The 24,644-nt window shown below is 63.3% G+C and carries 23 protein-coding genes; 8 read left to right on the top strand and 15 right to left on the bottom strand.

Annotation, left to right across the window (positions count from 1 at the left end):
* Positions 1-2 precede the first annotated feature (2 nt).
* Together rapZ and K3F44_RS00210 are read left to right on the top strand one after the other, a co-directional pair.
* Entirely contained in the window at positions 3-857 is an 855-nt protein-coding gene (gene rapZ / locus K3F44_RS00215; protein ID WP_101316852.1) for an RNase adapter RapZ, read from the top strand.
* Between the two features lie 20 nt (positions 858-877).
* A complete protein-coding gene (locus tag K3F44_RS00210; protein WP_101316850.1) occupies positions 878-1,150 on the top strand; it encodes an HPr family phosphocarrier protein in 273 nt (90 codons plus the stop codon).
* Positions 1,151-1,202: 52 nt separating this feature from the next.
* Here K3F44_RS00210 and K3F44_RS00205 read toward each other — a convergent pair whose 3' ends face one another.
* From K3F44_RS00205 to pmbA, 6 genes are all read right to left on the bottom strand, one after another.
* Positions 1,203-2,096: a ZIP family metal transporter gene (locus tag K3F44_RS00205; protein ID WP_188035470.1), complete on the bottom strand. Its 894-nt coding sequence runs from the start codon at positions 2,094-2,096 to the stop codon at positions 1,203-1,205.
* A gap of 11 nt (positions 2,097-2,107) precedes the next feature.
* A complete protein-coding gene (locus K3F44_RS00200; protein WP_150572060.1) occupies positions 2,108-2,719 on the bottom strand; it encodes a superoxide dismutase in 612 nt (203 codons plus the stop codon).
* A 1-nt stretch (position 2,720) separates the two neighbouring features.
* Positions 2,721-3,182, bottom strand: coding sequence for a hypothetical protein (locus tag K3F44_RS00195; protein ID WP_101316843.1), 462 nt, complete (start codon positions 3,180-3,182; stop codon positions 2,721-2,723).
* An 18-nt stretch (positions 3,183-3,200) separates the two neighbouring features.
* Positions 3,201-4,577 (bottom strand): lyase family protein, encoded by a 1,377-nt coding sequence (locus tag K3F44_RS00190; RefSeq protein WP_220633143.1) that lies wholly within the window; start codon positions 4,575-4,577, stop codon positions 3,201-3,203.
* Positions 4,570-4,971: a FagA protein gene (locus tag K3F44_RS00185; RefSeq protein ID WP_178080747.1), complete on the bottom strand. Its 402-nt coding sequence runs from the start codon at positions 4,969-4,971 to the stop codon at positions 4,570-4,572. The genes K3F44_RS00190 and K3F44_RS00185 overlap by 8 nt, the downstream gene beginning before the upstream one ends.
* Before the next feature lie 128 nt (positions 4,972-5,099).
* Positions 5,100-6,446 carry a metalloprotease PmbA gene (pmbA, locus tag K3F44_RS00180; RefSeq protein WP_101316837.1) on the bottom strand — a complete coding sequence of 449 codons (1,347 nt, stop codon included), beginning with the start codon at positions 6,444-6,446 and terminating at the stop codon, positions 5,100-5,102.
* Between the two features lie 108 nt (positions 6,447-6,554).
* On the opposite strand from pmbA, the gene yjgA reads away from it, so the two are divergent.
* Positions 6,555-7,076 (top strand): ribosome biogenesis factor YjgA, encoded by a 522-nt coding sequence (gene yjgA / locus K3F44_RS00175; RefSeq protein WP_101316835.1) that lies wholly within the window; start codon positions 6,555-6,557, stop codon positions 7,074-7,076.
* Between the two features lie 65 nt (positions 7,077-7,141).
* Here the strand turns inward: yjgA and tldD are convergent, their stop codons facing one another.
* From tldD to mreB, 8 genes are all read right to left on the bottom strand, one after another.
* Positions 7,142-8,581: a metalloprotease TldD gene (gene tldD, locus K3F44_RS00170; RefSeq protein ID WP_103436172.1), complete on the bottom strand. Its 1,440-nt coding sequence runs from the start codon at positions 8,579-8,581 to the stop codon at positions 7,142-7,144.
* Between the two features lie 2 nt (positions 8,582-8,583).
* Positions 8,584-9,435: a carbon-nitrogen hydrolase family protein gene (locus K3F44_RS00165; protein WP_101316832.1), complete on the bottom strand. Its 852-nt coding sequence runs from the start codon at positions 9,433-9,435 to the stop codon at positions 8,584-8,586.
* Positions 9,436-9,443: 8 nt separating this feature from the next.
* Positions 9,444-13,265 carry a YhdP family protein gene (locus K3F44_RS00160; protein WP_220633142.1) on the bottom strand — a complete coding sequence of 1,274 codons (3,822 nt, stop codon included), beginning with the start codon at positions 13,263-13,265 and terminating at the stop codon, positions 9,444-9,446.
* 73 nt (positions 13,266-13,338) lie between these two features.
* Positions 13,339-14,796 carry a ribonuclease G gene (rng, locus tag K3F44_RS00155; RefSeq protein WP_101316828.1) on the bottom strand — a complete coding sequence of 486 codons (1,458 nt, stop codon included), beginning with the start codon at positions 14,794-14,796 and terminating at the stop codon, positions 13,339-13,341.
* A 66-nt stretch (positions 14,797-14,862) separates the two neighbouring features.
* Positions 14,863-15,462, bottom strand: a complete 600-nt coding sequence (locus K3F44_RS00150; RefSeq protein WP_188035451.1) for a nucleoside triphosphate pyrophosphatase — start codon at positions 15,460-15,462, stop codon at positions 14,863-14,865.
* A 34-nt stretch (positions 15,463-15,496) separates the two neighbouring features.
* The gene (gene mreD / locus K3F44_RS00145; protein WP_101316824.1) at positions 15,497-15,985 is read right to left on the bottom strand and encodes a rod shape-determining protein MreD; all 489 of its coding nucleotides are present in this window, start codon (positions 15,983-15,985) and stop codon (positions 15,497-15,499) included.
* Positions 15,985-17,004 carry a rod shape-determining protein MreC gene (gene mreC, locus K3F44_RS00140; protein WP_219855908.1) on the bottom strand — a complete coding sequence of 340 codons (1,020 nt, stop codon included), beginning with the start codon at positions 17,002-17,004 and terminating at the stop codon, positions 15,985-15,987. The genes mreD and mreC overlap by 1 nt, the downstream gene beginning before the upstream one ends.
* 207 nt (positions 17,005-17,211) lie before the next feature.
* Positions 17,212-18,249 (bottom strand): rod shape-determining protein MreB, encoded by a 1,038-nt coding sequence (gene mreB / locus K3F44_RS00135; RefSeq protein WP_003255163.1) that lies wholly within the window; start codon positions 18,247-18,249, stop codon positions 17,212-17,214.
* A 202-nt stretch (positions 18,250-18,451) separates the two neighbouring features.
* Here mreB and gatC point away from each other — a divergent pair, with 202 nt between their 5' ends.
* The 5 genes from gatC (at position 18,452) to K3F44_RS00110 (ending at position 23,209) form a co-directional block, all read left to right on the top strand.
* Complete coding sequence (gene gatC / locus K3F44_RS00130; protein ID WP_101316820.1) at positions 18,452-18,739, top strand: Asp-tRNA(Asn)/Glu-tRNA(Gln) amidotransferase subunit GatC; 288 nt, start codon at positions 18,452-18,454, stop codon at positions 18,737-18,739.
* 15 nt (positions 18,740-18,754) lie between these two features.
* The gene (gatA, locus tag K3F44_RS00125) at positions 18,755-20,206 is read left to right on the top strand and encodes an Asp-tRNA(Asn)/Glu-tRNA(Gln) amidotransferase subunit GatA (RefSeq protein ID WP_220633141.1); all 1,452 of its coding nucleotides are present in this window, start codon (positions 18,755-18,757) and stop codon (positions 20,204-20,206) included.
* A gap of 11 nt (positions 20,207-20,217) precedes the next feature.
* Positions 20,218-21,663: an Asp-tRNA(Asn)/Glu-tRNA(Gln) amidotransferase subunit GatB gene (gatB, locus tag K3F44_RS00120; protein WP_103436164.1), complete on the top strand. Its 1,446-nt coding sequence runs from the start codon at positions 20,218-20,220 to the stop codon at positions 21,661-21,663.
* A gap of 70 nt (positions 21,664-21,733) precedes the next feature.
* Complete coding sequence (locus K3F44_RS00115; RefSeq protein WP_220633140.1) at positions 21,734-22,105, top strand: septal ring lytic transglycosylase RlpA family protein; 372 nt, start codon at positions 21,734-21,736, stop codon at positions 22,103-22,105.
* 60 nt (positions 22,106-22,165) lie between these two features.
* Complete coding sequence (locus K3F44_RS00110; RefSeq protein ID WP_101316812.1) at positions 22,166-23,209, top strand: calcium/sodium antiporter; 1,044 nt, start codon at positions 22,166-22,168, stop codon at positions 23,207-23,209.
* Positions 23,210-23,251: 42 nt separating this feature from the next.
* Here the strand turns inward: K3F44_RS00110 and K3F44_RS00105 are convergent, their stop codons facing one another.
* Positions 23,252-24,613: an amino acid permease gene (locus tag K3F44_RS00105; RefSeq protein ID WP_101316810.1), complete on the bottom strand. Its 1,362-nt coding sequence runs from the start codon at positions 24,611-24,613 to the stop codon at positions 23,252-23,254.
* Between the last annotated feature and the right edge of the window lie 31 nt (positions 24,614-24,644).

Below are 24,644 nucleotides of genomic sequence, written 5' to 3'. Positions count from 1 at the left end.
GCATGCGCCTGATCATCGTCAGCGGCCGCTCTGGCTCCGGCAAGAGCACTGCACTTGCCGTGCTGGAAGACAATGGCTTCTACTGCATCGACAACCTGCCCGCCGGGTTGCTGCCGCAGCTGGCTGAAAACGCGTTGATCAATACCGAGCTGATGCAGCCCAAGGTTGCTGTCTCGATTGATGCGCGCAACCTGCCAGGCCATCTGTCACGCTTCCCCGAGCTGCTCGAGGATGCCCGCGCACGGCACATCCAGTGCGATGTGCTGTACCTGGACGCTGACGAAGACACCCTGCTCAAGCGCTTCTCCGAAACGCGCCGCCGTCACCCACTGACCAACGCCAATCGCTCGCTGGCCGAAGCCATTCGGGTCGAGAGCGATATGCTCGGGCCGATTGCCGACCTTGCCGACCTGAAGATCGATACCACCAACCTCAACCTTTACCAGCTACGCGATTCGATCAAGCTGCGCCTGCTCAACCAACCCGAGCCGGGTACGGCGTTTTTAGTTGAGTCGTTTGGCTTCAAGCGGGGCATGCCGGTAGACGCCGACCTGGTGTTCGACGTGCGCTGCCTGCCCAATCCGTACTGGAAGCCGGAAATCCGCGAGCACTCAGGCCTGGATCAGCCAGTCATCGATTACCTGGCTGCGCAGCCGGATGTCGAAGAGATGTTCCAGGACATCTCCAGCTATCTGCTCAAATGGCTGCCGCGCTTCGCCGCCAGCAACCGTGCCTATGTCACCATCGCCATCGGCTGCACCGGCGGCCACCATCGCTCGGTGTACCTGACCGAGCGCCTCGGCCAGGTTCTGCAGCAATCCTTGAAAAACGTCCAGGTCCGCCACCGCGACCTCTAGCCCACAGGATTTACCCGAACATGCCCGCCCGCGAAATCACCATCATCAACAAGCTGGGCCTGCACGCCCGAGCGGCCGCCAAGTTCGTCGGCGTGGCCGGGCGCTTTCCTTGCCAGGTGAGGGTCGGCCGGGCGCCAGACAAGCTGGTCGATGGCAAAAGCATCATGGCGGTGATGATGCTCGCAGCGGGCAAGGGCACTCAGGTGCACCTGTTCACCGAGGGCGAGCAGGAAGACGAGGCACTCCAGGCCGTGGTGGATTTGATCAACAACTACTTCGACGAAGGCGAATAACGCCCCGCCGCTGCCAGGCCCAGCGCTGCCGCAGCGCTGGACCAGCAAACGGTCACGACATGGCCGTGTCCATCACCATCATCAGGCAGAAGCCCACGCACAGCCCCAGGCTTGCCAGGCGATAGTTGCCGTTGCTGCGTGATTCCGGAATGATCTCCTGCGTCACCACCAGCAACATCGCTCCCGCCGCGCAGGCCAGGCCCAACGGTAACAGCAGTTCGGCAACATTCACTAGCCACGCGCAGATCACTGCTGCCAGCGGCTCGACCAGGCCCGAGGCCGCGCCGATCAAGAAAGCCTTGAGGCGCGACATCCCCGCCCCGGCCAGCACCAAGGCGATCACCAGACCTTCCGGCACATCCTGCAGGGCGATGCCCATGGCCAGGCTGTCGGCGTCCGGCATGCCGCCACCGGCCGATACGCCAATGGCCATCCCTTCAGGAATGTTATGGGCAATGATGGCAATCACGAACAACCAGATCCGCGCCGCGATAACCGGCTGATTGCCGTTACCGACCAAGGCTTCGGGTGAAGCACCCGAGACCTTGAGGTCGACCAGAAACAGGCAAAGCGCGCCGAACAGCAGGCCAAAACTGATCAGCCCACCGGCGCCCCATGGGCTGAAACCGATCGCCTCTGCAGCGGCCAGGCCCGGCATGATCAGCGAGAACGCAGTCGCTGCCAGCATCACTCCAGCGCCGAAGCCGAGCAAGGTGTCAGCCACCGCCACCGGCATATTGCGGATCACCAACACCGGCACCGCGCCCAGCGCAGTACCCAGAGCGCACAGTGCACCGCCCTCCAGAGCCCGCAGCATGCGCGGCTCCAGGCCCAGCCAATCGATCCCGCGTGCCACCAGCAGCGCAGTCCCGACCAGCAACAGCACAGTCCCCAGCGCCAGACGAAACAGGCGCACACTGCTGACAGACATCACCTGCGAGCGCATACCGGTTAGGCTCACTTCAAGGCTTGCTGATAGCGGCGTTCCACTTCGGCCCAATCGACCACGTTGTAGAACGCGCCAATGTATTCAGGCCGGCGGTTCTGGTACTTCAGGTAGTAGGCGTGCTCCCACACGTCCAGACCGAGGATCGGCGTGTTGCCGTGCATCAGCGGGCTGTCCTGGTTGCCGCTGCTCTCGACCACCAGTTGCTTGGTCGGGGTCACGCTGAGCCAGGCCCAGCCACTGCCGAAGCGGCTCAGCGCAGCCTTGGTGAAAGCCTCCTTGAAAGCATCAAAGCCACCTAATTGCTGCTCGATGGCCTTGGCCACCTCGCCTTGCGGCACGCCGCCGCCATTGGGCGCCATAACAGTCCAGAACAAGCTGTGGTTGGCGTGGCCACCGCCCTGGTTGATCACCGCTGCCTGCAACTTTTCAGGCAATTGCTTGACCGCGCCAACCAGTTTTTCCACCGGCCACTCAGCCCACTCGGTGCCCTCGATGGCCGCGTTGAGGTTGTTGATGTAGGTCTGGTGATGCTTGCTGTGGTGGATTTCCATGGTCTGGGCGTCGATGTGCGGTTCCAGCGCATCGTAGGCGTACGGCAGTGCAGGCAAGGTATGCGGCATGTCAGTGGATTCCGTAATTATGTGAGTGAGGTGCAACTTCCGGCGCAGCAATCAGCTCGCTCGCCGCGCCAGCCTGGCGGTTGAGCAAGCGCGCGGTGCGCGGGTACTGGCCGTACTCGGCAATGAAATTGAGCAGCTCGGTGTAGGTACGTGCGCTGTGGCGCAGTGCCGCCTCGCGTAGCGGCTGCGGCAGTCGTGGCTCGTGGCTGGCCTGCAGCAGGCGCTGATGGGCAGCGCAGAGGTAATCCGCGCTTTCGTGGGGTTGGTTCAGGCGCAGGTGCAGATCGGCCAGGTTGTGATGGGCGATGACCAGTGCGGCAACCGCCTCGTCAACGTCATGCCAGCGCTCGAGCAGCACCTGGGCCAGGGCCAGCGCTTGCAGGTAATACTCCCGAGCGTCGACCCAGTCGCCTTGGGCAAACAGCCGGTTGGCGTGATCGGTGGTGCGTTTCCAGTGCTGCATGACGTGCCTCCTGGACGGTCAGATACCGCCAGCGGTGAGTTTTTCCGGGTCAAGCAAGGCTTCGAGCTGGTCACGCGAGAGGTCGGTGTGCTCCAACGCCACGTCGATGATCGGCCGGCCTTGCTTGTAAGCGGTCTTGGCGATCTCGGCGGCCTTCAGGTAGCCGATGATCGGGTTCAGCGCGGTGACCAGAATCGGGTTGCGCGCCAGGGCTTCCTTGAGCTTGCTTTCATTGACCTTGAAGGTCGCGATGGCCTTGTCGGCCAGCAAGCGGCTGGCGTTGGCCATCAGCTCGATGCTCTCCAGCAGATTGCGAGCGATTACCGGCAGCATCACGTTGAGTTCGAAGTTGCCCGACTGTCCGGCCACGGCGATGGTGGCGTCGTTGCCGATGACTTGTGCAGCCACCATGGCGGTCGCCTCGGGAATCACCGGGTTGACCTTGCCCGGCATGATCGAAGAGCCAGGCTGCAGGGCCTGCAGTTCGATCTCGCCCAGGCCCGCCAGCGGGCCGGAGTTCATCCAGCGCAGGTCGTTGGCGATCTTGGTCAGGGCAACGGCGGTGGTTTTCAGCTGGCCAGACAGCGCCACGGCAGTGTCCTGCGAACCGATCAGGGCAAACAGATTGTCACCGGGGGTGAATTCGATCGCGGTCAGGCCGCTCAGCTGGCGGGCGAAACCGGCGGCGAACTGCGGGTGAGCGTTGATCCCGGTACCTACCGCAGTGCCGCCTTGGGCCAGCGCCTGCAGGCTCGGCAGGGTCGCTTCAAGATGGCTCAAGGCAGCGCGGATCTGTGCCGCCCAGCCAGCCAATACCTGGCTCATGCGCACCGGCATGGCATCCATCAGGTGAGTGCGGCCGGTCTTGACGTACTGATGCACCTCGACGGCCTTGGCATCGATCACCTGCACCAGGTGGCGCAGTGCCGGCAGCAACTGCTCGTGCACGGCCAGCGCAGCGCTGACATGGATGGTAGTGGGGATGATGTCGTTGCTGCTCTGGCCACAGTTGACGTGGTCATTAGCGTTGACTGGCTCGCCCTGGACGCGGCTGGCCAAGGTGGCAATCACCTCGTTGGCGTTCATGTTCGAGCTGGTACCAGAACCCGTCTGATAAACGTCGACCGGGAAGTGCTGAATGAAATCCTCGGCCAGCAACTGCTCGACCGCCTGGACGATGGCCTGGCCTTGCGCCGGCGAGATCTGCTCGAGTTCGACGTTGGCCTTGGCCGCTGCCGCCTTGGCCAGCAACAGTGCACGGATGAACTGCACCGGCATGCGCTGGCCGCTGATCGGGAAGTTATCGACCGCGCGCTGGGTCTGAGCGCCATACAGGGCCTGGGCCGGCACCTGCAGTTCACCCATGCTGTCACGCTCGATACGGGTATTACTCATGGTCAATTCCTTGCAACAGTTCGTCGGGGGAAATCGAAGGCAGCAGCACGCAATTGGCGAGCTGCATGGCATAGGGCTGCCAGCGCTGGTTCTGCTCGAGGCGATCGAGGCTGCGCAGGTCCAGCAGCGGCCGCCAGGCCTGGTCCAGGCACTGCGCGCGCCAGTGCCAGGGCAGCATGCGGTCGCTGGCGGTATCCAGCAGCAGGCGCAGGGAAGTGAGGGCGACGGTCCATGGCGAGGTCGCGGTGCAGCACACCAGGTAGCGACCTTCGGCCAGGTAATGCTCGATCAGTCGCGGCTCGTCGGGGTCGAGCGCGCAGCGAATGCGCCGGCTCAGCCAACGCCAGTTTTCCAGGTAGGGCAACTCATGGAGTACGGTATTCATGAATATCATCACTGCCGGACTGTGTAATGATATTCATTATTAAGTGATAAATAGAATCACTTCAACCCCGAAGGCAAAAACAAAAGACCCGGCGCGATGGCCGGGTCCGGGATGTGCAACTGGCACAACGGAGGGTTTTAGCTGCCCGCGACCGTCATGCGCTCGATCAGCACAGAGCCGCTGTGGATATTGCTGCGGGTTTCAAGATCGCTGCCAATCGCCACAATCTGCTGAAACATGTCCTTCATATTGCCGGCAATGGTCACTTCCTGCACAGCGAACTGAATCTCGCCGTTTTCGACCCAGTAGCCCGCTGCGCCACGAGAGTAATCACCCGTGACCATGTTCAGACCATGTCCCATCAGCTCGGTTACCAACAGGCCACGGCCCATGCGCCGAATCAATGCAGCTTGATCTTCGACGCCATGGGTGACGAACAGGTTGTGCACGCCCCCCGAGTTGGCAGTGCTTGGCAAGCCCAGCTTGCGCCCTGAATAGGTACCGAGCAGGTACGCCACCAGTTCGCCGTTTTCGACGAACGGCTTGGCGTAGGTGGCCAGGCCATCGCCGTCGAACCCCGCGCTGCCCAGTGCCCGCGGCAAGTGCGGGCGTTCATCCAGGGTCAGCCAGCTAGGGAACAGGCGCTGCCCCAGCGAGCCTTCGAGGAACGACGACTTGCGGTACAGGTTGCCGCCCGAGATCGCCCCAAGAAAGCTGCCGAACAGGCCACCGGCAAGCTCGGCAGAGAACAGCACCGGCACTTCGCAGGTCGGCACCGGGCGCGCACCCAGGCGGCTTGCGGCACGTTGCGCTGCACGCAGGCCAATGCTGCGCGGGTCGGCCAGCAGTTCGCCCTGGCGGTTGACGTCATACCAGTAGTCGCGCTGCATCTGCCCGTCGGCTTCGGCAATCATCACGCAACTGAGGCTGTGCCGGGTCGAAGCATAGCCGCCGATAAAGCCATGGCTGTTGCCGTAAACACGGCAGCCCTGATGGGTGTTGAGGGTGGTGCCGTCGGCATTCTTGATCCGCGGATCGGCATCAAAAGCAGCGGCCTCACAGGCCAGTGCCTGCTCGATGGCCTGCTCGGGGCTGATGTCCCAATCGTGATACAGGTCAAGCTCAGGGATATCGCGGGCCATCAGGGCGGCATCGGCCAGCCCGGCGCATTCGTCTTCCGAGGTGTGCTTGGCAATCGCCAGGGCTGCAGCAACGGTTTCGCGAATGGCCTCCGGGCCGCTGGCCGAGGTACTCGCCGAGCCCTTGCGCTGGCCGACATAGAGGGTGATGCCAAAGCCCTGGTCACGGTTGAACTCGACCGTCTCGACCTCGCGCTGACGCACCGTGGTCGACAAACCCTGCTCCAGCGACACCGCCACCTCGCAGGCGCTGGCACCCTGGCGGCGCGCTTCGGCAACGATCGCCTCGACTTGCTCCTGCAAGGCCGGCAGGTCCTTCGGGCCTATGCTCTGGACTGCACTCATGGTCTTCTCCACTCAAATTCTGCTTACGGCTAGGGTCATTCTACGACCGGGCCGGACAATTGGCCCCCGACTGGTTATCATGGCGGCGATTTCTAGCGGACGGCCACCATGGTTGATTCATACGACGACGCCTTCGATGGCGAAAAAAGCAAAACCCAGATCAAGCGCGAGCTACATGCACTGGTTGAACTCGGCGAGCGCCTGACGACGCTCAAGCCTGACACCCTGGCGCGCCTGCCCTTGACCGACCCGCTGCGCAAGGCCTTGGCCGATGCCAGCAAGCACACCGCGCACATCGCCCGCAAACGCCATATGTCGTTCGTCGGCAAGCTGATGCGCGACCAGGACACCGACGCAATTCTTGCGGTGATCGAGCAACTCGACAGCTCTACCCGCCAGTACAACGAACGCTTTCACGGCCTTGAGCGCTGGCGCGATCGGCTGGTCGACGGCAACGACGAGGACCTTGAGCGGTTTGTTCAGGAATACCCTGAAACCGACCGTCAGCAACTGCGCTCGTTGATCCGCCATGCCCAGCACGAAAAAGCCCGGGACAAGCCGCCGGCTGCTGCGCGCAAGGTGTTCAAGTACATCCGCGAACTTGACGAAGCTCAGCGCGGCCTGCGCTAGGTAATGCCTCGTGCGCGGCAAGCCCGCCCCCACCGTGGTGGAGGCGCGCTTGCTGCGCACTACGCTCACCCGCCGGTACCGCCGACGGTGATCGCATCCAGCTTCAGGGTCGGCTGGCCAACGCCCACCGGCACCGACTGACCATCCTTGCCACAGGTACCGACGCCGCTGTCCAGCGCCAGGTCGTTACCGACCATCGATACCCGGCTCATCGCCTCCGGCCCATTGCCAATCAACGTCGCCCCCTTGACCGGCGCGGTGATCTTGCCGTCTTCGATCAGATACGCCTCACTGGTGGAGAAGACGAACTTGCCGCTGGTGATATCGACCTGGCCACCGCCCAGGTTGGCACAGTAGATGCCCTTCTTGACCGAAGCGATGATCTCTTCGGGATCGCTCTCGCCTGCGCGCATGTAGGTGTTGGTCATACGCGGCATCGGCAGGTGCGCGTAAGATTCGCGGCGGCCGTTACCGGTCACTGCCATGCCCATCAGGCGCGCGTTGAGCTTGTCCTGCATGTAGCCTTTGAGGATGCCGTTCTCGATCAGCGTGGTGCACTCGGTTGGCGTACCTTCGTCGTCGACGCTGAGCGAGCCGCGACGATCCTGCAGAGTGCCGTCATCGACGATGGTGCACAGGCTGGAGGCAACCTTCTGGCCGATCTGCCCGCTGTAGGCGGAACTGCCCTTGCGGTTGAAATCGCCTTCCAGGCCATGGCCGACCGCCTCGTGCAGAAGCACGCCGGACCAGCCCGGGCCAAGCACCACTGGCAAGGTGCCGGCCGGCGCCGGCTTGGCTTCGAGGTTGACCAGCGCCTGGCGCAGGGCTTCACGGGCATAGCCCATGACCCGCTCCTCGGTGAAGAAGCGGTAGTCGGTCCGCCCACCACCGCCCTGCCCGCCACGTTCACGGCGGCCGTCCTTCTCGACGATCACACTGACATTGAAGCGCACCAGCGGACGCACGTCGGCAGCCAGGCCGCCATCGGCAGCGGCCACCAGAATCCGCTCCCAGACCCCGGCCATGCTCACGCTGACCTGCTGGATGCGCGGGTCAAGGGCCCGCGTGGCGACGTCGACGCGCTTGAGCAGTTCGACCTTGTCGGCACGGCTGAGCACATCCAGCGGGTTGTTCGGGGTGTACAGCTGGGTCACATCCTGGCTGCGAAACGCCTGCACCGTGCCGTTCTGGCCGGCACGCGAGATCGACCGGGCGGCGCGTGCGGCCGAGGTCAGGGCTTCGAGGTTGATCGCATTGCTGTAGGCGAAGCCGGTTTTCTCACCAGACAGGGCGCGCACGCCAACGCCTTGGTCGAGGTTGAAGCTGCCTTCTTTGACGATGCCGTCTTCCAGCGCCCAGGTTTCAGAAATCTGGCCCTGGAAGTACAGATCGGCAGCATCGATGCCGGGCCCGGCCAACTCGCCCAGTACAGCCTGCAGGCTGTCCAGGGTCAGTCCGCCCGGGGCAAGCAGCTGGTCGCTGACGGTGGTTAACATCTGGCTCATAGTCACTCCGAGGTGTGCGCAGGCCGCAAAGCGTCCTGCGAGAAAAAGCGCCGGTGCGTAATCACCGGCATCCGCGCCCGGATGGACGCTTGTTGATCTATGTCGCGCTCGGCCAGCAGCACCGCTTCACCGCGAGCCTGCTGGGCGATGATGCGCCCCCAGGGGTCGACGATCGCCGCCTGACCGTGGGTTTCGCGGGGGCCGGGGTGGATTCCGCCCTGGGCCGCCGCCAACAGATAGCATTGGGTTTCGATGGCTCGGGCGCGAATCAGTACCTCCCAATGCGCCGCACCGGTCACCGCAGTAAATGCTGCGGGGGCCGTGATCAACTCCGCGCCGGCCGCCCTCAGTGCACTGTACAGTTCAGGGAAGCGCAGGTCATAACAGACCGACAGGCCTACCTTGCCCAGCGGCGTGTCGGCCACCACCACCTGGCTGCCGTGGGCATAGTCATCCGATTCACGGTAACGACCGCGGTTGTCGGCCACATCGACATCGAACAGGTGCAGCTTGTCGTAGCGTGCGACCACCTCACCGTGCTCGTCGATCAGCAGCGAACAGGCATGCGCCTTGGCGTCCGGCTGGCCGAGCGGGGGCAACGGCAAGGTGCCGGCAACTATCCATAACTTGAGGGCGCGAGCGGTGCGTTTCAACCATGGCAGGATCGGCCCTTCGCCACGCGCCTCGGCCAGGCCGATCGCAGCGGCATCGCGCCGGCCCATGGCAGCGAAGTTTTCCGGCAGCACCGCGAGCCGAGCGCCGGCGGCAGCGGCTTGCTCGAGCAATACACCGGCCCGCTGCAGGTTGGCCATCACATCGTCCTGGCTGACCATCTGAATCACCGCTGCTTTCATCGGCACTCCTAGCGAGACTTTTCGAAAGGTTTCACAAAGGTGATCTTAGGCTCTTTCCACGAGCCATCGACGCGATAGTGCACGCTGGCAAAGCGCGAAATTCGATCACCAATCAATTGATCGACCAGAAACAGCGCACCACCAATGGCCGGCGCGCCGACGATCAACGCCGCCAACGGCAGGTTGTTGGTGACCGGCAGGGTGACCTGGAGGTTGGCAGCGATGCGATCACGCACCATGTCCATGGTGCCATCGAGCTCGAAGTTGCTGGACGGCCCGGTGACGGTAATCGGCTCACGGGTCACGTAAACGCCTTCACTAGCCACCAGCAGGCCCTTGACCCGGTCATAGCCAAGACCCTTCTCGAACAGGTCGGAGAAGTCCAGGCGCAGGCGCCGACCGATCGAGTTGAAGTTGAGCAGGCCGAACACGCGCAACGCCTGGGCGCCGCCCTCGACCTCGACGAACTGACCACTGCGCAACGACGCATCGAGGCTGCCGGAGAAGCGCTTGGTGTCGATCCAGGCCGGCGAGCCAGGCCAGCGGCCATCGACATCCAGATGGAAGTCGCGGCTGGTTACCGTTGGCGCAAAGCCAAAGCCCTGCAGCACATCGGCCAGGTTCTTGCCATCCAGGCGGCCCTTGTACCAGCTCGCAGTGCTGCCCGGCGGACCTTCCCAGGCGCCATTACCGTCGATGTGCAGGCCCTTGATCAGCAGGTCGACGCCATTGAAAGACACGCCGCGCGGGGTCGGTCGCAATTTCAGCGCTACCGAACCGAACAGGTCATCACCGCGATACAGCTTGTCGATGCTCAGGTCCAGCGCAGGGACCTTGCGCGGGTCGAAACTGGCCAGCGGGTCGGGGGCATTGTCGTCCTGCGCTTGCGCTGGATCGGCCGGTGGCAGGCGCAGGCTCTGCAGTTTGACCACCATGGGCTGCGCCTTGGCATCCGGAATGCGTGCGTTGCCGATCACCTCGCGGCTGTCCAGGCGCAGGTCCCAGGCACTGGCGACACGGGCCAGGCGGACCACGGCCTGGTTCAGTTGGGTGCCGAAAGCTTGTATCTGGCCGATGCTCAGATCGACGCTTTGCAGGGTCTGCCGGGCACTGCCACCGGGGTCATCGCCGGCCAGGCGCTGTGCCTGCTGCTGCCACGCTTCAAGATCGAGCGTGTCGAGCCGGCCACGCACGCGCAGGCCCTTGCCACCAGGCAGCTGTGGCTCGCCCGCGCCCAGCAGCAGCTCGCCGCGGCCTTGGTCAAGCTTGCCGCCGGGCGCTGCGTAGGCGAAGCGTGTGCTGTCCCCATAACGGGCATCGAAGCGTCGCTCGTTACCTTGCAGGGTCATGCTGAAGCGGCTGTCACGGGTATCCTGGGCAGCCTTGGCAAAGGGCGCCGGCAAGTCGATGCTGAGGCCTTTGAGCGAAGAATCGACGGTCAGGCGATTGTCCCGGCTGCCCAGGCTCAGCTGCAGCTGATAGGGAATCTCGCCGCTGGCAGGCAAGGCCTGCTTGACCTGCAGCCAGTCGGTCAAGGTCTTCAACGCGACCTGGCCAGAGGCATTGATGCGGGTCTGCATCTGACCGGGCTGGCCCTCGGCGACGATTTGCGCGGTGACCGGTTTGCCAAAGGCCTGCAGGCTGATGTTGTTGCCGCTCAGGCCCTTGTCCAGGTCGAAGGTGAAATCGCCCTTGAGCTTGCTCAGTTGCAGCTCCGGCGGCTCGACCTTGAGGCGCGCATCAGCGGTGCTGAAGTCGACCTTGACCTTGGGTAGCTTGCGGTGTGCCATTGGGATATCGAGGTTGAGCTTGCCGTTGAGCGGGCCTTCACCTTCCCAGCCAGCGAAAATATCAGCAGTGCCGATCGGCGCCTCTTGGAGGATCTTCAGGCCATCGCCGAGCGGGCCGGCGAAGTTGCCGGTCAGGTACAGATGGCTGTCCTGGCCAGCGTCAACGTGGGGGATGTTCACCGTGACATCGCTGACCTTGGTGTCGAGCAACAGGCCTTGCCGGGCCTTGATGCGCACGCCGCTGTCTTCGATCAGCACATCGCCGGCCACCTGCTGCACCTGAGGCCAGCCGGGCTGGAAGTCCAGCGCCGCGTCACGCACCTTGAAGAACAGGCTGATACTGCGCGCTTCGGGGGTGGCATCGTGGTTCAGCGAACCCTGATACTGGAAGTAGCCCTCATCCACAGTGCCCTTGACGATGGCACTGCGCAGCCATTCATCGAGGGCCGGGCTAAGGACTTCGGGCAGATATTTGGCGGTGTAGCGACCATCGCCTTCGGTCAGGCCGACGCGAAGGTCCATGTAGTCTTCGCGGCCTTCCTCGAACAGCAGGCGGATCAGGAAGTCGCCGGCGATCTTGCCTTCTTCGCCAAGTACCTTGAGGTACGGTGCGATCAGGGTGAAGCCCTCCTGATCCAGGCGCCAGGTGAGCAAAGCATTGGCTTTCTGGTAATGCCAGGGTTTGGCGAAGATCGGATACAGATGCAGCATGAACGCATCGGTATCCAGGCGCAATTCGCCATGACCGAGGTCGCCGCTGATGCTGCCGCTGACGTTCCCCGCCGCCGGCGCACCGTGGTAGGCGTTGAAGCCGACGCGGTCCAGGTTGGCGGCAAACTGCAGGCGCTGATCACCTTCGGCCTTGGGCCGGATATCCAGCTTCACGTTATGCAGCGCGCCGGTCACCTTGAGCCCGTCGACCACCGCCATGAGGTTGTCCGGCAACGGCGCCAAAGCATTGATCAAGGGGGTCAGAGGGGTCAGGTCGAGGGTGTCGGCCTGGACCTGCCAGGATTCTTCGAGAGGTGTCGAAGCGCTGTGCTGTCGGGCTTGCAGGTGGGTTTCCCAACGCTGCTTGCCGATGCTAGCCGCCAGCGAGTCGAGCACTAGCTGGTAACCGTCCTCACCACGCTGCAGCCAGGCGGACAAGGCAAGGTCATCCAGGCTGACGGGCTTGCGGCTGCTGTAGGCACCGCGCAGGTGCGGCGCGTTGAGGCGCACGCTTGCGTGCTGCAACTGGCCCTTGCGCACACCTACCCAGAATTCGCCGCCCGCGCGCAGTGCTTCGGCGCGCCACTGGCCAAGCAGCTTGGGTGGCAGCCAGTGCGACCAGTCGCTTTGCGGCAGGCTCAGGTAGCCGTCCAGGGAGCCATCGCGCCAGTTATCAGCCGTGGCCCGGCTACGCAGATTGAGCGCCAGTGGCTGCCCATCGGGCAGGGTCGCCCGTGCATCCAGCGCCTGGCGCGAGGCGCCGGCCTGCAAGCCAACGCTGACGTAAGTCAGGGTCAGGGGATCGCGCTGCCAGGGGTGCAGTGTGACCTGGCTATCGAATACGTCGATCCGCCCCAGCTGCTGCAAGCGCTGCAGCAACTGCACCGGGTCGAGCGGGGTGTCGTCCTGCTTGGGCAGGCCTTCCAGCGCCCAGGAGCCCTGCTCGTCCTCGCGCAGAATCAACTGCAGGCCGCCCAGCTGGATGCGCGCCAGGCGCACTTCGCGGGCCTTGAGGCTGCCCCACAGATCAGGCACGGCCTTGACGTCATCCAGGCGCAGCGCATCGGCGCCCTCGCCCAGCTGCAGATCACGCACACGCAGCACCGGTGCCAGGCCACTCCAGCGGCCTTCCAGTGCGCCGATATGTACCGGCAGGCCGAGGGCCTGCTCAGCCTTGCTCTCAACGTCGGCGCGATACTCTGCCACCAGCGGCACCAGTTGCCGGCCGATGCTCACATACAGCGCCACCAGCACCGCCAGCAAGGCACACAAGCCCAGCCCCCAACGGGTCAAGGCGCTCAGAACGCGGGTCAGACGCTCCATGGCCATGGCCCTCCAAAACGTGCTTTAACTATGGCTGCAAGCGCGACTTTCGCCAACCGGCGATGGTTTTCAGGACGCGTCAGAGGAGCACCACATCGTATTGTTCCTGGGAGTACATGGTCTCGACCTGGAAGCGGATGGTGCGGCCGATGAACGCTTCCAGCTCAGCAACGTTACCGGACTCTTCATCGAGCAGACGATCGACCACCTTCTGGTTGGCCAGCACACGGTAGCCCTCGGCCTGATAAGCCCGCGCTTCACGGAGGATCTCGCGGAAGATTTCGTAGCAGATGGTTTCGGCGGTTTTCAGCTTGCCGCGGCCCTGGCAGCCGGCGCACGGCTCGCACAAGACTTGCTCAAGGCTCTCGCGGGTGCGCTTGCGGGTCATCTGCACCAGACCCAGCTCGGTGATGCCGATGATGTTGGTCTTGGCGTGATCACGTTCGAGCTGTTTTTCCAGGGTGCGCAGCACCTGGCGTTGGTGCTCCTGGTCTTCCATGTCGATGAAGTCGATGATGATGATCCCGCCGATGTTGCGCAGGCGCAGCTGGCGGGCGATCGCCGTGGCCGCCTCGAGGTTGGTCTTGAAGATGGTTTCTTCGAGGTTGCGATGGCCGACGAAGGCGCCAGTATTGACGTCGATGGTGGTCATCGCCTCGGCCGGATCGACCACCAGGTAGCCACCAGACTTGAGCGGCACCTTGCGCTCGAGCGCACGCTGGATTTCGTCTTCGACACCATACAGGTCGAAGATCGGCCGCTCGCCCGGATAGTGTTCGAGGCGGTCGGCAATCTCCGGCATCAGTTCACCGACGAACTGCGTGGTTTTCTGGAAGGTTTCCCGCGAGTCGATGCGGATTTTCTCGATCTTGTGGTTGACCAGGTCACGCAAGGTCCGCAGCGCCAGGCCGAGGTCTTCGTAAATGACCGTCGGTGCACCGCAGGTCTGGATCTGGCTGGCGATCTGCTCCCACAGCCGGCGCAGGTAGCGGATGTCCTGGAGGATGTCGTCCTGGCGAGCGCCTTCGGCAGCGGTGCGCAGGATGAAGCCGCCGGCGTCCTTGACGTTTTCCTGCTCGATGCAGCTGTTGACCACCTGCTTGAGGCGCTCGCGTTCGGCTTCGTCCTCGATCTTCAGCGAAATACCGACGTGACTGCTACGCGGCATGTACACCAGATAGCGCGACGGAATCGACAGCTGAGTAGTCAGCCGCGCGCCCTTGGTGCCGATCGGATCCTTGGTGACCTGCACCACCAGTGACTGGCCTTCATGCACCAGCGCAGTGATGGTCTCGACCGCCGAGCCTTCGCGCTGGGAAATCTCCGAGGCATGAATGAACGCCGCGCGGTCCAGGCCAATATCGACGAAGGCTGCCTGCATGCCCGGCAGAACCCGCACCACCTTGCCTTTGTAGATATTGCCAACGATACCGCGGCGCAGTGTGCGCTCGACATGCACCTCCTGCAGAACACCGTTTTCAACCACTGCCACGCGCGATTCCATCGGCGTGATGTTGATCAGGATCTCTTCACTCATGGCAGGTTCTCATCAAAGGTCTGGGGTTATGATGGATCGCTGACCGATCCCTGGCTAGCGCTGCGTTCAACCCTCTGCCTGAGCTGCTGGCAGTTGCCAGCAGGGGATGCCGAACTGGCCGAGCAAATCGGCGGTTTCGCTGAGCGGCAGGCCGACCACGGCCGAATAGCTGCCGCTCAGTGCGGTGACAAAAATCGCGGCCAAACCCTGGATGGCATAGCCGCCGGCTTTGTCCAGCGGCTCTCCGCTGGCCCAATAGCGGCTGGCCTCGTCAGGGCCGATCGAGCGAAAACGTACGGTGCTGGCGACGCACAGGCTTCGGACCTGCTGGCCATCATCCAGAGCAACTGCGGTAAGTACCTGATGCTCGCGCCCAGCCAGTTCAGCGAGCATAGCCAGGCCGTGTTCGCGGCTTTCAGGCTTGCCGAGAATGCGCCCATCAAGCACCACCGCAGTATCGGCACCGAGTACCACACCAGCACCCGTGATATGGGCCAGTCCGGCAGCTGCCTTGGCGCGAGCCAGGCGCTCGACATAAGCCTCGGCGTTTTCCTCGGCAAGCGGGGTTTCATCGATGGGTGCGCTGACGGTGGTGAACGGCACGCCAATCTGGGTCAACAGTTCACGACGACGCGGCGAGCCAGAGGCGAGATAGAGTGGCTTCATGTGGACATATCCCTGTCAGGCGCGGCGATGCCGGTCAGTTGATGTGCAGGCGGCGGCGCAGGTCGCGCAAGGCAAAGCTGATCCACGGCCAGAGCAGCGCACTGATGACTGCCGACCACACCAGCGCCAGGGTCGGCAGGCGATTGCCGGTCAGGGCACTGAGCCACAACTGGATCAACTGGGCGATGCCGAAGATCACCAGGATCACCAGGCTCTGCTGCCACAGCGGGAACATGCGCAGGCGCTGCTGCAACGACAGCACCAGGAAGGCGATCAGGGTCAGGATCAGCGCGTTCTGCCCCAGCAGGGTGCCGTACAGCACATCCTCTGCCAGGCCCAGCACGAAGGCGGTGGTCATGCCAACCTTGTTCGGTACGTTGAGTACCCAGAATGACACCAGCAGGGCCAGCCACATCGGCCGGAACACTTCCATGAACTGCGGCATCGGCGAGACGCTGAGCAACAGGCCGATGGCGAAGCTGAGCCAGATGACCCAACCGTTTCTACTGCGCGAACTGGCCATCATTGCCTCCGCGGTTGGCTGGGCGACGCAGCAGGCGTCGCAGCCGGATTGACGGGTGCCGCTGGCGTTGCCGCAGGAGCAGCCGGGGTGGCGGGCGCAGTGCTTGCTGGCGCGCTGGCAGCAGGCGTGGCTTGCTCGGTAGCAGCTGCGGCTGGCGGCTGCGCCGTACCCTGCCGATCAGCTTCTTCCTGGGCCATGGCTGCCTCGGTCGCACGCTGCTCCGGGGTGCGGCGGTCGCTGAACACAAGCAGCATATAGCGGCTGCGGTTGAGCGCCGCAGTAGGGATGGCGCGCACGATCGCGAACGGCTGACCGGAATCGTGGATCACTTCGTTGACCGTGGCCACCGGGTAACCGGCCGGGAAGCGCTGACCCATGCCCGAGCTCACCAGCAAGTCGCCCTCTTTGACATCGGCAGTGTCGGCAACATGGCGCAGCTCAAGCCGCTCCGGGTTACCGGTACCACTGGCGATGGCGCGCAAGCCGTTGCGGTTGACCTGCACCGGAATGCTGTGGGTGGAGTCGGTGAGCAGCAGTACCCGCGAGGTGTAAGGCATCAGCTCGACCACCTGGCCCATCAGGCCGCGGGCATCGAGCACCGGCTGGCCGAGGAAGACGCCGTCGCGCTCGCCCTTGTTGATCAGGATACGGTGGGTGAACGGATTGGGGTCGACGCCGATCAGCTCGGCCACTTCAACCTTCTCGTTGACCAGCGCCGACGAGTTGAGCAACTCGCGCAGGCGCACGTTCTGCTCGGTCAGGGCCGCCAGCTTTTGCAAGCGCCCCTGCAACAGCAGGGCTTCGGTCTTGAGTTTTTCGTTCTCGGCGGCAAGCTCGGTGCGGCTGCCGAACTGGCTGGCGACACCCTGAAATACGCGCTGCGGGAGGTCTGTGAGCCAATACGACTCCATCAGCACCAGGCCCATCTGGCTACGCACTGGTTTGAGCAGGGCGAAGCGCGAGTCGACCACCATCAAGGCAACCGAGAGCACCACCAGTACCAGCAGACGAACGCCCAGCGAAGGGCCCTTGGAGAAAAGCGGTTTAATGGGCCGTTCCTCGTGGACGACGATTCAGGAGGTGACTGGACATGAAGCGGAGCACCGGCCTGCTGCGAATTGACGGAAACAGCGCCCCACGGACGCCAACCCAGCGCATACAGGTAGCACTGCGAGTGCTACCTGTAAACCAGGCGATCATTACCGGACGTTGAACAGCGCCGTGAATCACTCGCTCGAGAGCAGATCCATTGCGTGTTTGTCCATCATTTCCAACGCACGACCACCGCCACGAGCCACACAGGTCAGCGGGTCTTCGGCGACGATCACCGGCAGGCCGGTTTCCTGCGCCAGCAGCTTGTCGAGGTCGCGCAGCAGCGCGCCACCACCGGTCAGCACCAGACCGCGCTCAGCGATGTCCGAGGCCAGTTCCGGCGGCGACTGCTCAAGGGCGCTCTTGACCGCCTGGACGATGGTCGCCAGGGATTCCTGCAGCGCTTCGAGCACTTCGTTGGAGTTCAGGGTAAAGGCACGCGGCACGCCCTCGGCCAGGTTACGGCCACGTACGTCGACTTCACGTACTTCACCACCTGGGTAGGCGGTGCCGATTTCCTGTTTGATGCGCTCGGCAGTGGATTCACCGATCAGGCTGCCGTAGTTGCGGCGCACGTAGGTAACGATAGCTTCGTCGAAGCGATCGCCGCCAACCCGTACCGATTCGGCGTAGACCACACCGTTGAGCGAGATCAGCGCGATTTCAGTGGTACCACCACCGATATCGACGACCATCGAGCCACGCGCTTCTTCGACCGGCAGGCCGGCACCGATGGCCGCAGCCATTGGCTCCTCGATCAGGAACACTTCACGTGCACCGGCGCCCAGCGCCGATTCACGGATCGCGCGGCGCTCGACCTGGGTCGATTTGCACGGCACGCAGATCAGCACACGTGGGCTGGGCTGCAGGAAGCTGTTTTCGTGAACCTTGTTGATGAAGTACTGCAACATTTTTTCACAAACGCTGAAGTCGGCGATGACGCCGTCTTTCATCGGACGAATGGCTGCAATGTTGCCGGGCGTACGGCCCAGCATACGTTTGGCTTCAGTCCCGACGGCGACGACGCTTTTCTGGTTGCCGTGGGTACGGATGGCAACAACCGAGGGCTCATTCAGGACGATACCGCGCTCACGCACGTAAATAAGGGTGTTGGCAGTACCCAGGTCGATAGACAGATCGCTGGAAAACATGCCACGCAGTTTCTTGAACATGGGAAAGTGACCCTGGGGAAAGCGTGGGTAAAAAAGTGCGGCAAACTCTAACAATGGCAGGGATTTTGGGCAAGGAGCCAATATGTTAAATTGGCAGTTTTTCCGAGCAAGCCTGCAGATGATCGCGGCTGTATGACCGCCAAAATGCCGGCATGTTCCTCATCGCGGAACTAATTCCGTTTGGTTTTTCTGGAGATTCCCCATGGCGCTGCAACGCTCCGACGTGGAAAAGATCGCCCATCTGGCCCGACTGGGGCTGAATGAAGGCGAACTGCCGCGCATCACCGATGCCTTGAACAGCATCCTCGGGTTGGTCGACCAGATGCAAGCTGTCGACACCAGCGGTATCGAACCGCTCGCCCACCCCCTGGAGGCCAGCCAACGTCTGCGCCCCGACCAAGTTACCGAAAGCAACCAGCGTGACGCGTATCAAGCCATCGCCCCGTCGACCGAGAACGGTCTGTACCTGGTTCCAAAAGTCATCGAGTAAGGGAAAGCACCTGCCATGCATCAATTGACCCTGGCCGAGATCGCCCGCGGACTCGCCGACAAGTCGTTTTCATCCGAAGAGCTGACCCAGAGCCTGCTGGGTCGGATCAAGCAACTCGATCCGCAACTGAACAGCTTCATCAGCGTCACCGAAGAACGCGCGCTGGATCAGGCGCGCGCTGCTGACGCCCGTCGCGCCGCTGGCGAAACCGGCCCTCTGCTGGGCGCGCCGATCGCCCACAAGGACCTGTTCTGCACCCAGGGCGTACGCACCAGTTGCGGCTCGAAGATGCTCGACAACTTCACCGCGCCGTATGACGCCACCGTGGTCAGCATGCTGGCCGAGGCCGGTATGGTCACTCTGGGCAAGACCAACATGGACGAATTCGCCATGGGTTCAGCCAACGAATCCAGCCACTACGGCCCGGTGAAGAACCCGTGGAACCTCGAGCACGTGCCGGGTGGTTCGTCCGGTGGTTCGGCAGCAGCCGTGGCGGCACGCCTGCTGCCGGTGGCAACCGGCACCGATACCGGCGGCTCGATCCGCCAACCGGCGGCGCTGACCAACCTGACCGGCCTGAAACCGACCTACGGTCGTGTTTCGCGCTGGGGCATGATCGCCTATGCATCGAGCCTCGATCAGGGCGGCCCGATGGCCCGTACTGCCGAAGACTGCGCCCTGCTCCTGCAAGGCATGGCCGGCTTCGACGCCAAGGACTCGACCTGCATCGACGAGCCAGTGCCGGATTACAGCGCCAACCTCAACGCGCCGCTGCAAGGCCTGCGCATCGGCCTGCCGAAGGAGTACTTCGGTGCCGGCCTCGACTCGCGCATCGCCGACCTGGTGCATGCCAGCGTCAAGGAACTGGAGCAGCTCGGCGCGGTGGTCAAGCAGATCAGCCTGCCGAACATGCAACACGCCATCCCGGCGTACTACGTGATCGCCCCCGCTGAAGCCTCGTCCAACCTGTCGCGCTTTGATGGCGTGCGCTTTGGCTATCGCTGCGAAGATCCGAAGGATCTCACCGACCTCTACAAGCGCTCGCGCGGTGAAGGTTTCGGCGTTGAAGTACAGCGTCGGATCATGGTTGGCGCCTACGCGCTGTCGGCCGGTTACTACGACGCCTACTACCTGCAGGCGCAGAAGATTCGCCGCCTGATCAAGAACGACTTCATGGCAGCGTTCGAAGACGTCGACCTGATTCTCGGCCCAACCACGCCCAACCCGGCCTGGAAGCTTGGCGCCAAGAGCAACGACCCGGTCTCCGCCTACCTCGAAGACGTCTACACGATCACCGCCAACCTGGCCGGCCTGCCCGGCTTGTCGATGCCAGCCGGTTTCGTCGACGGCCTGCCCGTCGGCGTGCAACTGCTGGCGCCGTACTTCCAGGAAGGCCGCCTGCTCAACGTCGCGCACCGCTACCAGCAAGTCACCGACTGGCACACCCGCGCCCCTACCGGCTTCTGAGGAATTCACACATGCAATGGGAAGTTGTGATCGGGCTGGAGATTCATACCCAGCTCGCCACCCAGTCGAAGATTTTCTCCGGCAGCGCTACCACCTTCGGCTCCGAGCCGAACACCCAGGCCAGCCTGATCGACCTGGGCATGCCTGGCGTACTGCCGGTGCTCAACCAGGAAGCCGTGCGCATGGCGTGCATGTTCGGCCTGGCCATCGAAGCCGAGATCGGCCCGCGCAACGTGTTCGCGCGCAAGAACTACTTCTACCCTGACCTGCCCAAGGGCTATCAGATCAGCCAGATGGACCTGCCGATCGTCGGCAAGGGGCACCTCGACATCGCCCTTGAAGACGGCACCATCAAGCGCGTCGGCATCACCCGTGCGCACCTTGAAGAAGACGCCGGCAAAAGCCTGCACGAAGACTTCAACGGCGCCAGCGGCATCGACCTCAACCGGGCCGGCACGCCGCTGCTGGAGATCGTTTCCGAGCCGGACATGCGCAGCGCCAAGGAAGCCGTGGCCTACGTCAAGGCGATCCACGCGCTGGTGCGTTACCTGGGCATCTGCGACGGCAACATGGCCGAAGGTTCGCTGCGTTGCGACTGCAACGTGTCGATCCGGCCGAAGGGTCAGGTCGAGTTCGGCACTCGCTGCGAGATCAAGAACGTCAACTCGTTCCGCTTCATCGAGCGCGCCATCAACAGCGAAATCCAGCGCCAGATCGAGCTGATCGAAGACGGCGGCCGGGTCATCCAGGAAACCCGCCTGTACGACCCGAACAAGGATGAGACCCGCTCCATGCGCAGCAAGGAGGAAGCCAACGACTACCGTTACTTCCCCGACCCTGACCTGCTGCCGGTGGTGATCGAGAGCAGCCTGCTCGAGAGCATCCGCGCCAGCCTGCCAGAGCTGCCACCGCAAAAGGTCGAACGCTTCCAGAGCCAGTACGGCCTGTCGGCCTACGACGCCAACGTGCTGGCCGCCAGCCGCGAACAGGCCGACTACTTCGAGGCCGTGGTGCGCATTGGTGGCGACGCCAAGCTCGCCGCCAACTGGGTCATGGTCGAGCTGGGCAGCCTGCTCAACAAGCTCGGTGTCGAGATCGACCAGGCGCCGGTCAGCGCCGAGCAACTGGGCGGCATGCTCCTGCGTATTCGCGACAACACCATCAGCGGCAAGATTGCCAAGACCGTGTTCGAAGCGATGGCCGCAGGCGAAGGCGACGCCGACAGCATCATCGACAGCAAGGGCCTCAAGCAGGTCACCGACAGTGGTGCAATCGAGACCATGCTCGACGAAATGCTGGCAGCCAATGCCGAGCAGGTCGAACAGTACCGCGCCGCCGATGAAGCCAAGCGCGGCAAGATGTTCGGCTTCTTCGTCGGCCAGGCGATGAAAGCCTCCAAAGGCAAGGCCAACCCGGGGCAGGTGAACCAACTGCTCAAGGCCAAGCTCGAAGGCTAAGCCCTGCGCGGTGCACGGCCAGCCATGGCCGTGCACCGCGCAACTCATTCTTTGCGGAGCGTACGCGAGCATGCGGCATACCCTTGGCGCACTTGCGCTTTTCTCCCTGCTGGCCGGCTGCGCCAGTCACGATATCGACCCTAGCGGTTACGACAAGACCGGCACCGCCTCCTATTACGGTTCGCGCCACCATGGCAAACGGACCGCCAGTGGCGAGCCCTTCAACCAACACGGCCTTACCGCCGCCCACCGCAGCCTCGCTTTTGGCAGCCGGGTGCTGGTCACCAACCTGGCCAACCATCGCAGCGTCGTGGTGCGCATCAATGACCGCGGACCACACAGCCGTGGCCGTTTGATCGATCTGTCCCGCGCGGCCGCAGAAAAAATCGGCATGATCCGTAGCGGAACCGCGCGAGTGCGGGTACAAGGTCTGAGCGACTGAGCCAACGGGAGCCTGACCATTTTCGACCTCGCCACCCTACCCACCTTCAGCCTCCTGCAATTGGCTGTGGGCCTTGTCCTGCTGGTGCTTGGCGCCGAACTGCTGGTGCGCGCCGCCCTGCGCCTGGCCACGCGCCTGCATGTGCGGCCGCTGATCATCGGTTTGAGCCTGGTTGCCTTCGGCAGTACCGCGCCGCAATTGACTGTCAGCCTGCAAGCGGCCTATCAAGGTGCGCCTGACGTCGCTGTCGGCAGCGTGATCGGCAGCAACATCTTCAATGTGCTGGTGATTCTCGGCTTTACCGCGCTGATCATCCCGCTGCGCGTGTCGCGCCAACTGGTGCGTCTGGACATCCCGTTGATGGTGGCCGCCAGCGCCTTGGTCTACCTGCTCGCGGCCAACGGCCAGCTGGGCCGCTTCGAAGGCGCGCTGCTACTGCTCGGGCTGCTCGGTTATCTGTTGATCCTCTGGCACCAATCGCGCCACTACGCGCGTACTTATCCGGCACCGAATGCCCTCGAGGTCAGCCGCCTGCGCTTCTGGAGCGGTGCTGTGGGGCAGACCGCGTTGGGCCTGGTATTGCTCAGCATTGGCGGCCATCTGCTGCTGGAAGCCGCAGTGGAAGTGGCCACTGACCTTGGCCTGTCGGAACGGATCATTGGGCTGACCGTAGTCGCCGTCTGCACCTCGTTGCCGGAGCTTGCCGCTGCGCTGGTTGCGGCGCTGCGCGGTGAGCGCGAAGTGGCGGTAGGTACGGTGATCGGCAGCAACCTGTTCAATTTGCTGGCAGTGCTGGGTGCGACCGCGCTGGTCACCCCTGCCCCGCTGTCGATCTCACCGAATGCGCTGGCCTTTGACTTGCCGGTAATGCTCGGCGTCGCCTGCCTGAGCCTGCCGGTGTTCTACTCCGGCTACCGCGTCACACGCGCCGAGGGGCTGGTGTTTCTCTGCCTGTACCTGGCCTACGGCCTGCATGTGGTGACCTTCACCACCGGCATGCCGTTGGCGGGCAAGCTGGAGAAACTGATGCTGTTCTACGTGCTGCCGCTGCTCGCCCTGACGCTGCTCTACACCACCGTGCGCGCCTGGCGACGTCAGCACTGAGGCCTGCGCAGGTTTAGCCGCGCAGGCCTTGCAGCAAACACCTCAGCGCTTGGCCTGACGCTGCTTCTTGAGCTTGAACGCAATGCCCAGTGCGGCAATCCACAGCGGGATCAGCATCACCGAGATGCGGATCGGCGGAGTGAGGTACATCACCACCAGGATCAGCACGATGAACGCCAGGCACAGGTAGTTGGTGATCGGATGACCCCAGCTGCGGTAGAACGGCGTTTCGCCGGCAGCGATCTTGGCCTTGCGGAATTTCAGGTGGGTGATGCTGATGCTTGCCCAGTTGATCACCAGCGCTGATACCGCCAGCGCCATCAACAGGCCGAAGGCTTCGCCCGGCATCAGGTAGTTGATCACCACGCACAAACCGGTGGCCGCTGCCGACACACCCAACGCGGTCAGCGGCACGCCGCGACGGCTGACCTTGAGCAATTGACGCGGTGCATCGCCCTGGCTGGCCAGGCCGAACAGCATGCGGCTGTTGGCGTACACGCAGCTGTTGTACACCGACAGCGCCGCGGTCAGTACCACTACGTTGAGGATGGTCGCGACCAGGTTGCTGTCCAGCTCATGGAAGATCATCACGAACGGGCTGCCGCCCTGCACCACCTTCTGCCACGGGTACAGCGACAGCAAGATCGCCAGCGCACCGATGTAGAAGATCAGGATGCGGTACACCACCTGGTTGGTCGCCTTGGGAATGCTCACCCGCGGGTTTTCCGCCTCGGCGGCGGTGATACCGACCAGCTCCAGGCCGCCGAACGAGAACATGATCACCGCCAGAGCCATGATCAAACCGCCGACGCCATTGGGGAAGAAGCCACCGTATTGCCACAGGTTGGCGACGCTGGCATCCGGGCCACCCTGGCCGCTGGTGAGCAACCAGGCGCCAAAGCCGATCATGCTGACAATCGCCACTATTTTGACCAGAGCGAACCAGAACTCCATCTCGCCGTAGACTTTGACCTGAGTCAGGTTGATCAGGTTGATCACCACAAAGAAGATCGCTGCCGTGGCCCAGGTCGGGAAGTCCGGCCACCAGTACTGCACATAGATGCCGACTGCGGTCAGCTCGGCCATGCCTACCAGCACATAGACCACCCAGTAGTTCCAGCCCGAGACAAAGCCGGCAAACTCGCTCCAGTATTTATGGGCGAAGTGGCTGAAGCTGCCGGCAACCGGCTCTTCCACCACCATTTCGCCAAGCTGACGCATGATCAGGAAGGCCATCAGGCCGGCAATGGCATAACCGAGCAACACCGATGGGCCGGCCATCTGGATGGTCTGGGCAATGCCCAGGAACAGCCCGGTGCCGATGGCCCCGCCCAGCGCGATCAGCTGGATATGGCGATTTTTCAGGCCGCGCTGTAACCGCTCGGGCGAGTTCTGGTCTTGCATGGAGTGTCCTTAGGTCAGGTGGCAGCGTTGT

The organism is Pseudomonas sp. S07E 245 (assembly GCF_019599025.1).
Lineage (GTDB): Bacteria > Pseudomonadota > Gammaproteobacteria > Pseudomonadales > Pseudomonadaceae > Aquipseudomonas > Aquipseudomonas shirazensis.
Note: the sequence above shows the minus strand (reverse complement) of the source record. Positions and strands in the feature narration are given on the sequence as shown.

What these genes read in the sequence shown, in the direction of transcription:
- rapZ (WP_101316852.1), top strand. Translation starts at nt 3, where the DNA reads ATGCGCCTGATCATCGTCAGCGGCCGCTCTGGCTCCGGCAAGAGCACT.
- K3F44_RS00210 (WP_101316850.1), top strand. Translation starts at nt 878, where the DNA reads ATGCCCGCCCGCGAAATCACCATCATCAACAAGCTGGGCCTGCACGCC.
- K3F44_RS00205 (WP_188035470.1), bottom strand. Translation starts at nt 2,096, where the DNA reads ATGCGCTCGCAGGTGATGTCTGTCAGCAGTGTGCGCCTGTTTCGTCTG.
- K3F44_RS00200 (WP_150572060.1), bottom strand. Translation starts at nt 2,719, where the DNA reads ATGCCGCATACCTTGCCTGCACTGCCGTACGCCTACGATGCGCTGGAA.
- K3F44_RS00195 (WP_101316843.1), bottom strand. Translation starts at nt 3,182, where the DNA reads ATGCAGCACTGGAAACGCACCACCGATCACGCCAACCGGCTGTTTGCC.
- K3F44_RS00190 (WP_220633143.1), bottom strand. Translation starts at nt 4,577, where the DNA reads ATGAGTAATACCCGTATCGAGCGTGACAGCATGGGTGAACTGCAGGTG.
- K3F44_RS00185 (WP_178080747.1), bottom strand. Translation starts at nt 4,971, where the DNA reads ATGATATTCATGAATACCGTACTCCATGAGTTGCCCTACCTGGAAAAC.
- pmbA (WP_101316837.1), bottom strand. Translation starts at nt 6,446, where the DNA reads ATGAGTGCAGTCCAGAGCATAGGCCCGAAGGACCTGCCGGCCTTGCAG.
- yjgA (WP_101316835.1), top strand. Translation starts at nt 6,555, where the DNA reads ATGGTTGATTCATACGACGACGCCTTCGATGGCGAAAAAAGCAAAACC.
- tldD (WP_103436172.1), bottom strand. Translation starts at nt 8,581, where the DNA reads ATGAGCCAGATGTTAACCACCGTCAGCGACCAGCTGCTTGCCCCGGGC.
- K3F44_RS00165 (WP_101316832.1), bottom strand. Translation starts at nt 9,435, where the DNA reads ATGAAAGCAGCGGTGATTCAGATGGTCAGCCAGGACGATGTGATGGCC.
- K3F44_RS00160 (WP_220633142.1), bottom strand. Translation starts at nt 13,265, where the DNA reads ATGGCCATGGAGCGTCTGACCCGCGTTCTGAGCGCCTTGACCCGTTGG.
- rng (WP_101316828.1), bottom strand. Translation starts at nt 14,796, where the DNA reads ATGAGTGAAGAGATCCTGATCAACATCACGCCGATGGAATCGCGCGTG.
- K3F44_RS00150 (WP_188035451.1), bottom strand. Translation starts at nt 15,462, where the DNA reads ATGAAGCCACTCTATCTCGCCTCTGGCTCGCCGCGTCGTCGTGAACTG.
- mreD (WP_101316824.1), bottom strand. Translation starts at nt 15,985, where the DNA reads ATGGCCAGTTCGCGCAGTAGAAACGGTTGGGTCATCTGGCTCAGCTTC.
- mreB (WP_003255163.1), bottom strand. Translation starts at nt 18,249, where the DNA reads ATGTTCAAGAAACTGCGTGGCATGTTTTCCAGCGATCTGTCTATCGAC.
- gatC (WP_101316820.1), top strand. Translation starts at nt 18,452, where the DNA reads ATGGCGCTGCAACGCTCCGACGTGGAAAAGATCGCCCATCTGGCCCGA.
- gatA (WP_220633141.1), top strand. Translation starts at nt 18,755, where the DNA reads ATGCATCAATTGACCCTGGCCGAGATCGCCCGCGGACTCGCCGACAAG.
- gatB (WP_103436164.1), top strand. Translation starts at nt 20,218, where the DNA reads ATGCAATGGGAAGTTGTGATCGGGCTGGAGATTCATACCCAGCTCGCC.
- K3F44_RS00115 (WP_220633140.1), top strand. Translation starts at nt 21,734, where the DNA reads ATGCGGCATACCCTTGGCGCACTTGCGCTTTTCTCCCTGCTGGCCGGC.
- K3F44_RS00105 (WP_101316810.1), bottom strand. Translation starts at nt 24,613, where the DNA reads ATGCAAGACCAGAACTCGCCCGAGCGGTTACAGCGCGGCCTGAAAAAT.